This is a genomic window from Nostoc sp. 'Peltigera membranacea cyanobiont' 210A (genome assembly GCF_002246015.1).
In the GTDB taxonomy this organism is placed as follows: domain Bacteria; phylum Cyanobacteriota; class Cyanobacteriia; order Cyanobacteriales; family Nostocaceae; genus Nostoc.
The window spans coordinates 99,165-112,287 of the sequence record NZ_NOLJ01000004.1 but is presented as its reverse complement, the minus strand read 5'-3'; the positions used below and the strand labels follow the sequence as shown (position 1 = coordinate 112,287).

Genomic DNA, 13,123 nt, shown 5'->3' with positions numbered 1-13,123 from the left:
AAGCAGGTGAAAATTTGTGAGTTTACAAGAAATTATCAGACTAGCAAAGCAGCTTTCAACTGTGGACAAAGTACGTTTGATCCAGCAAATTGCTCCTGATATAGAACGCGAGTTAACAGATAAACTCTCTACCTTTCCCCGCCAATCCTTATGGGGACTATGTGTTGATTTAGGAAATGCACCTTCCGCAGATGAAATCGATATAGCCCGTAGTGAAGAATGGGCTAGCTTTCCACGGGAGGATATTTGATGCTGCGTGCCGTAGCCACTTTTTCATCACCAAACCCGCTGAATATTATAGGCATCAAAGCCAAATCACGACTAATCAAAACAAGGGAATGATTCATCGCCTGTGCCACCAGAATACGATCAAACGGATCTCGATGATGCAGTGGTAAATAACGGAATTGAACAGTATCGGTAAAGGTAATAGGGAGAATCGTTATACCCGCAGCAATTAGTTTAGGTTCAATCTCTTCAAAAGCACCCTGTAGGGATAGTTTTCCAATGTTGAGTTTAATCGCCATTTCCCAAAGACTTGCAATACTAAAGAAAACAGCCTCAGCAGATTCAATCTTTTCTCTAGTTAATACTGGCAGGGTGGCATCATTGGAGACAAACCAGATAAAAGCATGAGTATCCAATAGTAATCTATTCATTCCATATATTCTTTCATGTCTTGAAGCGGCTCATCAAAGTCATTAGGCAATGGCAGAACAAACATTCCTTTCATTGTTCCAGCAACGCGACGCTTGTTTGTCTGCTTTTCTTCGGTAGAGTTTTTAGCGTGCTTCTCTATCAAAAACTCAATGTAATGAAGCACTTCTGTCTGAAGAGACTCAGGGAGTTCTTCTAATTTTTCTAAAATGACTGGCTGTATCATTGTTTTTTCTCCTTGGCAATTTTTATGAAAAACATCACAGCTATATTTGTTTGAATGTCAAATACATTTTAATACGGTTCGGATAAGCACTTGAACTCAGTATCAGAGGCTTTTAGCAGTCCGTTGCACTAGAATTGTGTTGTTATACCGAACTTCCACAACTCTCTAGAACAACTTGACCGTTTTCAGGATCTATTTTAATGATCGTTGCCTTTAAATGGTCATTAATTTTGAAGAATTGGTTTGGATCGTCAACAGATGGATGGAACATTTTTGAGGTTGGCAACCAGGCATAGAAATCTCCAATATCAACAAACACATCATAGTTTTTGATACCCCGTATAATGCCGCTAACAACCTGACCAATCTGCAAGTGCCTGAGTCTGATTGAAACAGAGCGTTGGATCAGTACTACATGATTATACTCCTCTCTAACTTGTATAATATTTAGTGGAAGTTCCTCCCCTCCTACCAATTCTTCCCTCTGCTTATCAACATAAGTACGAATTGAGCCATATAAACCCTCTATTTTCACTAATGCACCCCTCGAAGTTTTATTAAGGATTTTTCCATATACTGTTACGTCCTCAGCCTGCAATTGCCGTACCCGTTCCCATGCTTTTCGCATCTCTAGTTTGCGAATTGAAAAAGAAACCGTTGGTGGATGCTCTTGAGAACACAAGAACCAGTAAATCCTTACTGATAAGCCGTGTCTATGAATAGCAAGAACTTTAGTCTGTACGATTAGGTCTTCTCTATTTACGGGATGACCACATTTTTCAGAAGCGAGATCCAATGCAACCTCGTACAAGCGATCGCTATCTTTCAGTGTCTCAGGTGAACAATGCGAGAAGAAAATATCGTGTTCGCCATCGTAATTTCCTACAACCAGAAATTCTCGGATTTCATTCAGTTGCACAGCTTCTTCTGGGGACTGAATCTCATTGAGTGATAGCTCTAGTAGTGGAACATAAGCTAGTTGAACGGTATAAAAATCAACTAGAACACCTGTAGGCTCCAGCTTAATGATTTTTCCAGTGATGAGATCGCCAACTTGAAAGCTATCTAAACTAAAGCTCATAGCATAGTGGGCTTAACATAACCCATTATAGAAACAATTTAGTAAGCGTGTTTTTAATGCTGTGTGCTGTAGCCGACACCCATGCAGTCATCTAGTACATTTTTGGCGATTTGCGATTATCAATATATTCTTGTGGGAAAATTTGCCTTCCTAATATAGGAATCCGGTTTGAATTTTGAAAACATACTGAGACTTAAATGCATATCCAGCAAAGATTTATCTCTAAAATCCGTTCAAAAATCAAATAGGAGTCCTATACCAACGCTTCTTGCCTTTCCTCATCTGTCATATAATCATCTCCCTTAAGTCCCGTTGGGGTGCGTCGAGGATTTCCCTCTGCATCTAAATATCGCTGACGTGCGATCGCAAATAGTTCTAATATTCTTTGCGATCGCTGCTGTTTAATGGTGTTAGATTGCGTCATCGTTTAATTAAAAACTTCTCCTAAGTGCGCTCTTAATGCATCAATACTACCCCACTGCTCCATCAACTTTGGACTAGACAACAATTTGGCTTTAGTGTTCTGAAAACTCCAATTGGCTCTCATTTCCTTCCGATCAAGAGGAATACGGCTGACATCTGTGAAATCAGCAATCCAATGAACCTTAACCCATCGGAAAATACCCCATGTACTTGTTTCCCATTGAGGTTTATCTTGACTTCCCTCATTAACCAGTTCAACTACGTGCGTCAAGTATCGCTCGTCGTACCCCTGCGGTTTTTGAGAAAGGATGATAAGAGATCCTTTTGGTAAGTTAAACGCGTGATTATCTACACCTGTACCCTCACTCTCTTTAAAGTTTAACTGAAAGTAAGCTCCAACAGGATAGCTTTCATACGCCCAATCTTTATCATCATTGACATTTTTGATATATTCCAGACGAGTACAATCCATTATTTATAAGCCTAAATCTTTATTTGATGTTGAATCTCTAAAAACTTTTTGGCTACACTCTGACACTTTGCCTAAATGAAATATTAATGTAGTTCCTTTTTAGCCGATATTTTATTTTTCTACAAGTTCATTACCTATTTTTAACTTTTCACTGTTCGCCCCCGTATCCACAAAGCTAGTACACTCATTAACAACACCCCCATCATTCCTTGCAGGGGATTATTATTCACACCAGTTACCCAATCAGGAACTTGACCAGAATATTTCACTAATTTACCTACATTAATAATGTAGTAACCCCAAACTAAACCACCATGCAAACCAATTAGAAAACCCAAGCGTCCCCTCCGCCAACGCTTTCCCCATACTTGCGTTAACCCCAGCAGTACTAAAGCTGGAAATTGCGGCAGTGTATGAATAATTGCCTCCAACGGTTTAATAAAGTGCAATGTAGCAAACGCAGTTGCATCAGTCCACAGTGCCACACGCGGACTGTAATCTCGTTGTAATTCATCTAGCAACCAGCCTCGGAATAACAATTCCTCAGCAAATCCAACACCTAAGCCAACAAGTAAACCCTCTAAAATCACTTTCAGCAAAAAAACTTTCGGTTGTTGCCACACCAACCAACCCAACAAACTTTCTACCCCAAAAAGTATCAGAATATTAATTATCCCCAGAGCCAACCCACGCAGCAAATCCACACCGTTTTGCCGCGTGAATTCTAAGCCATAATGCCGCAGAATTTGAGGCTGCTGGTAGACATATTTACCCCATAATCTCAGGAGAAAAATAAATACTACATATAACAATACCAATGTCAATATACTTTCTAAGTTTGAATCATGGACTAGTAAGTATATTGGTGTAGCCAATGGCAACCATAGCAACAATAAAGTCAAAATAAAACAGCCCAGCCTGATAGGGGCAGGGCGTTCAGCTAAACGGACAAGGTTTTCTTTCATACCAATGTAAGTCACCAGCCAATACTCTATACTTCGACTAATGACCAATGACCAATGACTAATGACTATTCATCAGGTTCAATCGTGCTACTTAAACCATGACTTATCAATGTTTCGCAATAAAACTCAGCGTGTTCCAGAGCGCAAGTAATGACTAAAGCTAGCCCGTTAGTATGGGCTTCCATCATAATACTCACAGCTTGGGGTTGGGTAAGACTGGGTACAGTGGCTATTAGCGACTGTACAACATGCTCCATAGAGTTGTAGTCGTCGTTATGGAGCAAAACGCGATACCGAGGCGCGAGCTTACGGGTTGTGGAAGGCTTTTCAATAGTTTCAACTGACACGGCTCTTTGCTCTTTTCTCGTTACTTCACTACAACAAAGTCTCTGTTTTGCGATCGCTCAACAGTTGTTTACCTATTCTATAGTATTTCTGCTCAGATACTATGCTAGGAAAACCCTTTGCTGGCAGGGATTGGTTGTATTAGTTTTGCGTAGCCACTTGATAAGGCACACGTCTAAGACATGGCTGCCGTAAGAGTGCTACCCTAATCTTACAGAAGCTTTTCTTAAACGTAGCGCATTTTCACTTTTAAGATTAAGAAAGTTGCAAGCAAAACAATCCTTGCCCTTGCCCAAGATGGACATAAGCCTAGATTTTCTTCAACCGGGACAAATTGTGTCTCTAGAGTATGGCGACAGGAACCTGTATGCAGAAGTCATTCAATTTGTAATTTCTCGCCAGTTGTGCTGGGTGCGTCCTTTATTAATGGTTACTTTCATAGAAGAATCACCCCTAATTACCGATTTGCGAGACGCATCTGACTTACTTTGGCCTGCCAATTTATTTCGCCCAGCATTAGACACAGAAGTAATTACCTTCTTGAGCCAACTTTTAGCGAAAGAACCAAAAACTGAACCTGATTCCGCCGCAAAGCAGCAACTTAATCAGTTTATTCACCAACTTTGGCAAGCCTATCAAGAGGGATTGGTGATTGGGGATTAGGATGGGGCATTGGAAATAGACAACATAGAAACTTCTTGAATAATTCTTCCTTGTCTTCCTTATCCCCCTTGTCTTCCGAGTCCCCAGTCCCTAATTCCCAGCATTTTTCATACGTTGAAGACTGTGAAATTCGATTGCTACATCCTTGGCACCAGAAATTATTTCGTCCCTTCGTAAGGTGGATAATTGTGGTTAGTAGCGTCGTCAATCGCCTCATGCATCACCTGAAGGATATGACTAGAAGTCAGTTTATCTGGCTCGCCAGTAGCCATATTGATGATATCAACTCCCTTAGCAACGAGTTCATTCCGCTTGTGGACAAATTCAGCAAACAGATTGGGAGGAATTTTTTTAGGCGTTTAGCGAACTGTATGGAAATTTTCGATCAATGCACAATGTAGAGATTCAGTAGCACAGTTTACGCCACCTTAAGTATTTAAATAATCAACCTCATAGAAAAATACTAGCTAATCATATCGCCCTTTTATCCCCCTGCTAGATTTAATTACGAATTACGTTAGGGAGTCCTCGTATCCTTACAGAGCAGCAAGCTACACAGAACTTCTGTCTGCAACACCTGCGCGAACGTAGAAAGCGTCATTATGAATTATTTTAAAATCCCAGACTAGGAACCAACTGGATTCGCCCAGCATCCATCTCTGCCATTAATAATTCTAGGGCTTCGTAATCAACATCAGAAATATAACCCAGTTCCGTCAGTTCTGAGTTAATTTCATTCTCTATCTCAGGAGTTAGTTTTTTAATGTCAAGAGCTTTTTCTACCAATTTACGAATAGCGTACTGAGTTCTCATAAGTAATAACCCAACTGTAATATGACACTAATCATCCCAGATCAGCCTCAGTATAAAGAGTGATCCAAATACTAACTTAGTAGTGATATATATCACAATTTAATTAGTTAGATAGATAATTCACTATGACTTTGCCGTATGCCATCAGCAACGCTAAAGTGGGAGATTTAACCTAACGTTAAGACTTGGCTAAATTAGCTTTAGTTATAGACTAAGCAAGGTTTCTCAGCATAGTTACTTATAATTTGTCTGCTCTATGACCGTCTATAGTTGATTGTTTTTGAAGTGACATAAAAAAAAAGTATATATAAACACATTTTAACCTGGAATTATAACAATCTTTAAACAGACATACTAAAGCAATAAAGATTCAGCAAAGAGAGCTCAGACGTATGGTCGATGCAACAAAATAGAGTTTATGTTCAAATAATCCTTAGCTTGACGCTTCAAAATTCTTAATAGGATGTAACTATGCAGGCAGTGCTTAACTATCCCAAAATTGCAGTTATTCGCCCCCAAGGGTGCTTAAATGCTGCAAACGCCTTGGAATTGGAACGAGATATGGCTACAGCGTTGGCGCAAAATGGTATTTCCACCTTGGTAGTAGACCTCGCAGCAGTAGAATCGTTAGACAGCGCTGGGTTGATGGCATTGTTATCTACACACAAGCTGGCTCTTACTTTAGGAAGAAGTTGCCAACTTTGCGCTGTTGCTCCACAAATTAGAATGATTTTTGAACTGACGCAACTCGATAGGGTATTTGAAATATTAGACGCTGAAGCCAAATTGGCCCAAACATAACTTTATGTAAAAGCACAAAGGTTGAGGCAATAAGTGGACTTTATGTAAAGGAGTTGTAAGTTGCAACTATAAAATCTGTTAGAAGACCTAATTCAATGCTAATGTTGGGTTTAGGTAGCTGTAATTAAGGTAGCTAGAAGATAGCACAGTGGTTGTTGCAGTTGAAAAATTAATAACGTCGGATATTTTAAAACCAGCACGTTACCTGGGTAACGAGCTGTTAGCGGTACACAAACCTTGGGATACGGCAGCAATACGTTGGGTTTTAACCTACCCAGAAGTATATGAAGTCGGTGCATCTAATTTAGGGCACATCATCCTTTATAACGTCTTGAATGCCCAACCGCGTCAATTATGCGATCGCGCCTACCTCCCAGGAAAAGACCTGGCAGCCAAACTACGCGAAACTAATACGCCCTTGTTTGCGGTAGAGTCAAAGCGATCGCTAACAGAATTCGACATTTTAGGTTTTAGCCTCAGTTACGAACTGGGTGCAACTAATATCCTGGAAATGTTGGATTTAGCTGGAATTCCATTGACGTGGCGAGAAAGGCAGGGGAGCAGCACTTCTCTACGAGAGGCTGTGCCAACGGCTACGCTCAGTGACCGAGGGGCAGAGGGGCAGGGGGGTAGAGAATCTACCAATACCCAGTCATCCTTTCCGTTGATTTTCGCTGGTGGGCAAACAGCGACATCAAATCCTGAGCCTTATGCTGACTTCTTCGACTTTATCGCCCTTGGAGATGGAGAAGAACTGCTGCCAGAAATTGGTTTGGTATTAGAAGAAGGCAAACAAGCAGGATTAAGTCGGGAAAATCTGTTACTGGATTTGGCACAGATACCAGGCGTATATGTGCCTCAGTTTTACGATATGGCAGAGGATGGCTCAGTTCACCCTCGGCGCCCAGACGTACCAAAACGAATTCTGCGACGGGTTGCAACTCCCATACCAGCATATTCTATTGGTTTGGTTCCCTACGTAGAAACAGTCCACGATCGCTTGACCATTGAGATTCGGCGTGGTTGCACTCGTGGCTGTCGCTTCTGTCAACCAGGAATGCTGACTAGACCAGCACGGGATGTAGAACCCGATAAGGTTGTAGAAGCAATTGAACAGGGGATGCGGGCAACTGGTTACAATGAGTTTTCCCTACTATCTCTGAGTTGTTCTGATTATTTGTCCCTACCAGCAGTGGGGATGGAAATCAAAAATCGCTTAAAAAATGAAAATATTTCTCTGACTCTACCAAGCCAACGGGTAGACAGATTTGATGAGAAAATTGCCAACATCCTGGGAGGTACGCGGCAAGGTGGACTGACTTTTGCTCCAGAAGCTGGTACTCAGCGGATGCGAGACATTGTGAATAAGGGGTTGACGAATGAAGAATTGTTGCGGGGGGTGAAAACCGCTTGGGAGCAAGGCTGGGATAAAATCAAGTTGTATTTTATGATTGGCTTGCCGGGTGAAACCGATGCTGACGTTGTGGGCATTGCCGAAACAGTAAGCTGGCTACAGCGAGAATGTCGAGGTAAGGGTAGAAAACCCCTAAACTTTAACCTGACAATTTCTAACTTTACGCCCAAGCCCCATACACCATTCCAGTGGCACTCAGTTTCTACCGCTGAATTTAAGCGCAAACAAAACCTGTTACGGCAAGAATTCCGCCGAATCAAGGCAGTGAAGGTAAATTTTACCGATGTCCGCATTTCGGCAATGGAAGATTTTGTGGGACGAGGCGATCGCAATTTAAGCAAAGTAGTCCGCCGTGCCTGGGAATTGGGTGCAGGTATGGATTCCTGGTATGAAAATTTAGATCGAGCTTTTAGCGCTTGGGGATCTGCGATCGCCCAAGCCGATTTAGATTGGAAATACCGCCAAGTAGAAAATGGCGAATGGAATTTGTTTCACGTAGAGGCGCAAAAGGGCAAAGAAGCAGAGGACAATACCCCACTCAGTACTCCCCACTCCCTCGATATTCCCCTACCTTGGGATCATATTGATACCGGGATTGAGAAAAAGTGGCTCCAAGAAGACTTGCAACGCGCTCTAGAAGCTGCAATTGTACCAGACTGCTCTTTTGAAGGTTGTTCTCATTGTGGCGTCTGTGGCACCGATTTTGGGCATAACGTGGTGATTGAATCACCTGCTATCCCAAAATTTGCAGGTGAATTTGTCCCCAACACAACTAAGGCGCAAAGACTGCGAGTTTGGTTTGGGAAACAAGGTAATATGGCTTTAATGAGCCATCTTGATTTAATCCGTCTGTTTGACCGAGTTGTGCGGCGAGCAAGCTTACCAATTGCTTTTACTGGTGGGTTTCATCCAATGCCACGCATTTCTCTAGCAACTGCTTTGGCTTTAGGGGCTACTAGCAGCGGTGAAATTGCAGATTTTGAGTTAACTGTGCCAGTGGAAGTTGATGCTTTCCGAGAAAAGTTGGCTCGTGAAATGCCCACAGACATACCTATATATAATGTGGAGCAGATAGATTTAAAAGCTAGTGCCGCTACCCAACTGCTAGAGACCGCAGAGTATTTAATTACTGTAACAGCACTTGCAGAAACAACACCCATACAATGGCAAAACTGGATTGATACAATCAAAGCAAAAGAGGAACTTTGGTACGAGCAAATAACTAAATCAGGCAAGAGCCAGTTAATAAATCTGCGCGATCGCTTATTTGAACTGGAATTAGTAGAAACCCACAATAGCATTGCAGAATCTATGTCATCTGTAATCCGTTATCTAGGTAGCTATCGCCAGGACGGTTTGCTGTTGCGTCCCGAACAAATCCTGTTTATGCTAGAGACAGTGGCTGGTGTAGAATTTCAACTCCTCCACATCCACCGCAATCGGCTAATTTTAGGGGTATAATCCCTGTAGGGCAACTTGCTAGTAGTTGTCCTAAGATGGCAGATCATAGGAATTGATTTTTAGCAAGGTTGCGTTAGAATAGGGTGAAGAGAAATTTTCTGGCGCTGCATTGAATTAGCTGGTTCACTACCCTGGTATTCAGGGGACGAAAGCAAAGATATTAGAGTGCAACTTCTAGGATTTTATCCTAGACAAACAAAAAGCAGATTAATGAATGCACACTCTCTCTATAGCTACCTTGTGAATCAGTAACTAACAGCAGGCTCGGTTAGCTTCTCTAAATCCATGCTTTTAAACAACTGCTGAATGTCTAATCCAAGTAGTGCCCAAGAGCTAGTGCATTACTTTTTTAGAGTTAAAGCAACTGCTGTCGGTTATGCCGACCTGTTGTAGACGTTCTCGAGACGCGCAAAGCGCTGCTTGTCTTAGGCTAGAGCAGCTCAAGGCAGGTTAGCAACTGGCGTAGCTGAGTATAACCCTAAGATAAATCCGGGGAATGGAAAATAGAAATAGTTTCTTTTTCTTAACAAATTCAGTAGGTTACTCTCAAATAAAGCATCCTGAGTTAAAATGCTCACTCAGGATTTAGAACTTTCAACTCAGAACTCTCAAGATTTGAGGGTATTGCATCACAAATCAACCACGGACGGTTGATTTAATTGCTTAAACGATATGCAGCAGTTCTGGAATAATCAGCCGTAAAAACGCTCTTAAGAGCGCCAATAGCTATTTAACTTAGAAGCTCAGATTTGCGATTTTTATTATCAGTAGCGCCTTTTGAGGGTTGCGAGGGCAGCAAAAGTATAATATCAAACCGAGAAAACACTGATAATCAAAACTGACGCAAAGACGCAATTAGTTTTGAATTATTAAGTAATTAACCGGACTTGATACAACAAACCTCAAACCTGTAAGTGCTGCCAATTTTTGAGGAAATTGAATGCCGAAACAAATTATCATCGCGGAGCAGCACCAAATTGCTGCGGTTTTTTCTGAAGATCAAATACAGGAACTCGTTGTTGCTACGGGTCATCATCAAATAGGTGATATCTACTTAGGAGTAGTAGAAAACGTATTGCCTGGGATAGATGCGGCTTTTGTCAATATTGGCGACCCAGAGCGGAACGGTTTTATTCACGTCACCGACTTGGGGCCATTGAAGCTCAAGCGTACCGCAGCAGCAATTACAGAACTACTAGCACCACAGCAGAAAGTTTTGGTGCAAGTAATGAAAGAGCCAACGGGGACAAAAGGGCCCAGGCTCACGGGTAATATTACCTTACCCGGACGCTACGTAGTACTGATGCCCTACGGTAGGGGCGTAAATTTATCCCGACGGATTAAAAGTGAAAGTGAGCGCAACCGCTTGCGAGCGCTGGCGATTTTGGTCAAGCCAGCGGGAATGGGTTTGCTTGTGCGTACAGAAGCAGAAGGTAAACCCGAAGAAGCGATTATGGAAGATTTGGAATTGCTGCAAAAGCAATGGGAAGCCATTCAGCAGGAAGCCCATTCCACCCGTGCTCCAGCACTGCTCAACCGAGACGATGACTTTATCCAGCGTGTATTGCGGGATATGTACGGCGCGGATGTCAATCGGATTGTCGTAGATTCTAGTACTGGTTTGAAGCGCGTCAAACAGTACTTGCAGAATTGGAGTGGCGGTCAAACACCGCAGGGATTGTTGATTGACCATCATCGCGATCGCTCCCCAATTTTAGAATACTTCCGCATCACTGCTGCGATTCGAGAAGCCCTGAAGCCGAGAGTAGACCTCCCTTCTGGCGGTTACATTATCATCGAACCGACGGAGGCATTAACCGTAATCGATGTTAACTCAGGTTCCTTCACGCGATCGGCAACAGCTAGAGAAACAGTTTTGTGGACAAACTGCGAAGCGGCAACAGAAATTGCTCGCCAGTTGCGCCTGCGAAATATCGCCGGGGTGATCGTTGTTGATTTTATCGATATGGAATCGCGACGTGACCAACTACAAGTTCTCGAACACTTTAATAAAGCACTCAAAGCAGACAAAGCTCGTCCCCAAATTGCCCAACTTACCGAACTGGGTTTAGTAGAATTGACCCGCAAACGTCAGGGTCAAAATATTTATGAATTATTTGGTGAAACTTGCCCCACCTGCGGCGGTTTAGGACATACTCTGCGTCTGCCTGGAGAAATCGAAAACCGATTGCCAATACCGGCAGAGACACCAGAGCGCGAACGTTTTGTATCCTTGCCTCACCGAGAACCACGTCAGCCATCTGCCCGCATCCCGGAACCACGAGAAACCTATGATGGATTTGGGGAAGCATTTGACGGCGACTCGGAATTGAGCAACCTCAATCTGATCAATCATCCTAGTTATCAAGAACTTAATGATAAGCGCCGTACCCGCACTCGCCGCAGTCGAATTGGTGTCAATGGGTTAAACGGGAAAGATGAAGCTCGGATTGTTCCCAATCCCCTAGCTTTTGTTAACGAGCCAGATTTAGACCTGGATGTAGAACCAGAACTAGGAGTTGCACCAGAAATTGCCTCGCCCACCCTTGGTAAACCAGGCTGGAGTGAAAGAGTAGAGCGCACTAAAATTATCAAGGCAGAACCAGTTAAGCCAGTGGTAGAACCACCGGAGATTAGAACTGTAGAAATGAGCCTCCAAGAACAGGATATATTTGCCTTGATGGGAATATCTCCCTTGGTGAAGTTAGAGCAAGAGGTTAAAAATACCAAGTCTGTGATTATTAATGTGATTCAGCCCGGTCAACAACCAACGACCCCAATTGAATCAACCTCAGAATCAACTATTCTCCAAAAAGCAACACCTGAAATAATCACTATTGCCCAAAAGGCAACACCTGAAATAACTGCAAGCAAAATACCGACACCAAAAGTTATTGAGCCAGAACAAAAATCTTTGATCGAAGAGACAACTGAACCACCGGAGTTAACTGTAAATCCTTCGGGACGCTTGTCTGCAAAAGCCGCCGCTGCGAACGAGATCGCAGATGAAAGTGAAGCTAATAGCAGCGGTACTGCCAGTCGCCGTCGCCGCCGCCGTTCCTCAGCGATCGAGGATAATTAATTTACTTTATGGTAGAAACATCGCCAACACCTTTGGAACAATCCACTTGGTTAGAGTTTTCTACCTTGTTGTCAGAGATTCCAGGGTTGGTTGCAGGTGTTGATGAAGTAGGGCGAGGCGCTCTATTTGGCCCTGTGGTGGCGGCAGCAGTGATCTTACCAGATCGCGCCTTGCCAATATTGATGGCAGCTAAAATCAAAGACAGTAAAAAGTTGTCTAGTTCTCGGAGAACTCAACTAGCGCAGCAAATTTGTGCGCTGGCTATAGACTGGAAAATTGGGTTTGCTTCTACTGCCGAAATTGACAAGATAAATATTTTGCAAGCAACGCTGTTAGCAATGAAGCGGGCTGTGCTGAAGTTAAAGGTACAGCCTGCAATCTGCTTGATTGACGGCAATCAGTCAATCAAAGATTTGCTATTGCCGCAACAAACAATAATTAAAGGGGACGAGCGATCGCTCGCTATTGCCTCTGCTAGTATTGTCGCTAAGATTTGGCGTGACGAGCTGGTAATGCGTCTAGCATTAAAATACCCTATGTACAACCTGGAGTGTAACAAGGGTTATGGTAGCCAGCGGCATTTGCTGGCCTTGCAACAATACGGGCCCTCGCCTCTGCATCGTCAGTCTTTTCGCCCTTGCCAAATCAAAGGTCTGAGTGTTGAGTGATTGAAGAAGAATACAGAATACAGAATACAGAATTCAGAATCAATTAGTTTAG

General features: G+C 42.8%; 14 protein-coding genes. 6 read left to right on the top strand and 8 right to left on the bottom strand.

The features are described 5' to 3' along the window. The first annotated feature begins 16 nt into the window (after nucleotides 1-16). A complete protein-coding gene (locus CDG76_RS13405; RefSeq protein WP_094349500.1) occupies nucleotides 17-250 on the top strand; it encodes a hypothetical protein in 234 nt (77 codons plus the stop codon). On the opposite strand, the gene CDG76_RS13400 is transcribed toward CDG76_RS13405, so the two are convergent. The 7 genes from CDG76_RS13400 to clpS all read right to left on the bottom strand — a co-directional run bounded on the left by CDG76_RS13400 (nucleotide 225) and on the right by clpS (nucleotide 4,171). After that, nucleotides 225-659, bottom strand: a complete 435-nt coding sequence (locus tag CDG76_RS13400; protein ID WP_143854083.1) for a type II toxin-antitoxin system VapC family toxin — start codon at nucleotides 657-659, stop codon at nucleotides 225-227. The genes CDG76_RS13405 and CDG76_RS13400 overlap by 26 nt on opposite strands. Beyond that, nucleotides 656-883 carry a type II toxin-antitoxin system VapB family antitoxin gene (gene vapB, locus CDG76_RS13395; RefSeq protein WP_094331172.1) on the bottom strand — a complete coding sequence of 76 codons (228 nt, stop codon included), beginning with the start codon at nucleotides 881-883 and terminating at the stop codon, nucleotides 656-658. Before vapB ends, CDG76_RS13400 begins: the two co-directional genes overlap by 4 nt. A 142-nt stretch (nucleotides 884-1,025) precedes the next feature. Next, the gene (locus CDG76_RS13390) at nucleotides 1,026-1,964 is read right to left on the bottom strand and encodes a S1 RNA-binding domain-containing protein (protein WP_094349499.1); all 939 of its coding nucleotides are present in this window, start codon (nucleotides 1,962-1,964) and stop codon (nucleotides 1,026-1,028) included. Between the two features lie 253 nt (nucleotides 1,965-2,217). After that, a complete protein-coding gene (locus CDG76_RS37275; RefSeq protein ID WP_190240842.1) occupies nucleotides 2,218-2,388 on the bottom strand; it encodes a hypothetical protein in 171 nt (56 codons plus the stop codon). 3 nt (nucleotides 2,389-2,391) lie between these two features. Next, entirely contained in the window at nucleotides 2,392-2,859 is a 468-nt protein-coding gene (locus CDG76_RS13385; protein ID WP_094349498.1) for a hypothetical protein, read from the bottom strand. 140 nt (nucleotides 2,860-2,999) lie between these two features. Next, nucleotides 3,000-3,824 carry a CPBP family intramembrane glutamic endopeptidase gene (locus CDG76_RS13380; RefSeq protein WP_094349497.1) on the bottom strand — a complete coding sequence of 275 codons (825 nt, stop codon included), beginning with the start codon at nucleotides 3,822-3,824 and terminating at the stop codon, nucleotides 3,000-3,002. A 65-nt stretch (nucleotides 3,825-3,889) separates the two neighbouring features. Further along, nucleotides 3,890-4,171, bottom strand: coding sequence for an ATP-dependent Clp protease adapter ClpS (gene clpS, locus CDG76_RS13375; RefSeq protein WP_104907504.1), 282 nt, complete (start codon nucleotides 4,169-4,171; stop codon nucleotides 3,890-3,892). 295 nt (nucleotides 4,172-4,466) lie between these two features. Here clpS and CDG76_RS13370 point away from each other — a divergent pair, with 295 nt between their 5' ends. Beyond that, the gene (locus CDG76_RS13370; RefSeq protein WP_190240841.1) at nucleotides 4,467-4,832 is read left to right on the top strand and encodes a hypothetical protein; all 366 of its coding nucleotides are present in this window, start codon (nucleotides 4,467-4,469) and stop codon (nucleotides 4,830-4,832) included. 612 nt (nucleotides 4,833-5,444) lie between these two features. Here CDG76_RS13370 and CDG76_RS13360 read toward each other — a convergent pair. Next, nucleotides 5,445-5,645, bottom strand: coding sequence for a hypothetical protein (locus CDG76_RS13360; protein WP_094349495.1), 201 nt, complete (start codon nucleotides 5,643-5,645; stop codon nucleotides 5,445-5,447). Nucleotides 5,646-6,116: 471 nt separating this feature from the next. On the opposite strand from CDG76_RS13360, the gene CDG76_RS13355 reads away from it, so the two are divergent. The 4 genes from CDG76_RS13355 to CDG76_RS13340 all read left to right on the top strand — a co-directional run bounded on the left by CDG76_RS13355 (nucleotide 6,117) and on the right by CDG76_RS13340 (nucleotide 13,071). Then, a complete protein-coding gene (locus CDG76_RS13355; protein WP_094349494.1) occupies nucleotides 6,117-6,446 on the top strand; it encodes an STAS domain-containing protein in 330 nt (109 codons plus the stop codon). Nucleotides 6,447-6,594: 148 nt separating this feature from the next. Next, entirely contained in the window at nucleotides 6,595-9,321 is a 2,727-nt protein-coding gene (locus CDG76_RS13350) for a TIGR03936 family radical SAM-associated protein (protein WP_094349493.1), read from the top strand. A gap of 940 nt (nucleotides 9,322-10,261) precedes the next feature. Further along, entirely contained in the window at nucleotides 10,262-12,403 is a 2,142-nt protein-coding gene (locus CDG76_RS13345) for an Rne/Rng family ribonuclease (RefSeq protein WP_094349492.1), read from the top strand. 8 nt (nucleotides 12,404-12,411) lie between these two features. Further along, nucleotides 12,412-13,071 carry a ribonuclease HII gene (locus tag CDG76_RS13340; protein ID WP_094349491.1) on the top strand — a complete coding sequence of 220 codons (660 nt, stop codon included), beginning with the start codon at nucleotides 12,412-12,414 and terminating at the stop codon, nucleotides 13,069-13,071. The last annotated feature ends 52 nt before the right edge of the window (nucleotides 13,072-13,123 follow it).

Coding starts and splice junctions, on each gene's coding strand:
- CDG76_RS13340 (WP_094349491.1), top strand. CDS start 12,412: ATGGTAGAAACATCGCCAACACCTTTGGAACAATCCACTTGGTTAGAG.
- CDG76_RS37275 (WP_190240842.1), bottom strand. CDS start 2,388: ATGACGCAATCTAACACCATTAAACAGCAGCGATCGCAAAGAATATTA.
- CDG76_RS13355 (WP_094349494.1), top strand. CDS start 6,117: ATGCAGGCAGTGCTTAACTATCCCAAAATTGCAGTTATTCGCCCCCAA.
- CDG76_RS13400 (WP_143854083.1), bottom strand. CDS start 659: ATGAATAGATTACTATTGGATACTCATGCTTTTATCTGGTTTGTCTCC.
- CDG76_RS13370 (WP_190240841.1), top strand. CDS start 4,467: ATGGACATAAGCCTAGATTTTCTTCAACCGGGACAAATTGTGTCTCTA.
- CDG76_RS13345 (WP_094349492.1), top strand. CDS start 10,262: ATGCCGAAACAAATTATCATCGCGGAGCAGCACCAAATTGCTGCGGTT.
- vapB (WP_094331172.1), bottom strand. CDS start 883: ATGATACAGCCAGTCATTTTAGAAAAATTAGAAGAACTCCCTGAGTCT.
- CDG76_RS13360 (WP_094349495.1), bottom strand. CDS start 5,645: ATGAGAACTCAGTACGCTATTCGTAAATTGGTAGAAAAAGCTCTTGAC.
- CDG76_RS13380 (WP_094349497.1), bottom strand. CDS start 3,824: ATGAAAGAAAACCTTGTCCGTTTAGCTGAACGCCCTGCCCCTATCAGG.
- CDG76_RS13390 (WP_094349499.1), bottom strand. CDS start 1,964: ATGAGCTTTAGTTTAGATAGCTTTCAAGTTGGCGATCTCATCACTGGA.
- CDG76_RS13385 (WP_094349498.1), bottom strand. CDS start 2,859: ATGGATTGTACTCGTCTGGAATATATCAAAAATGTCAATGATGATAAA.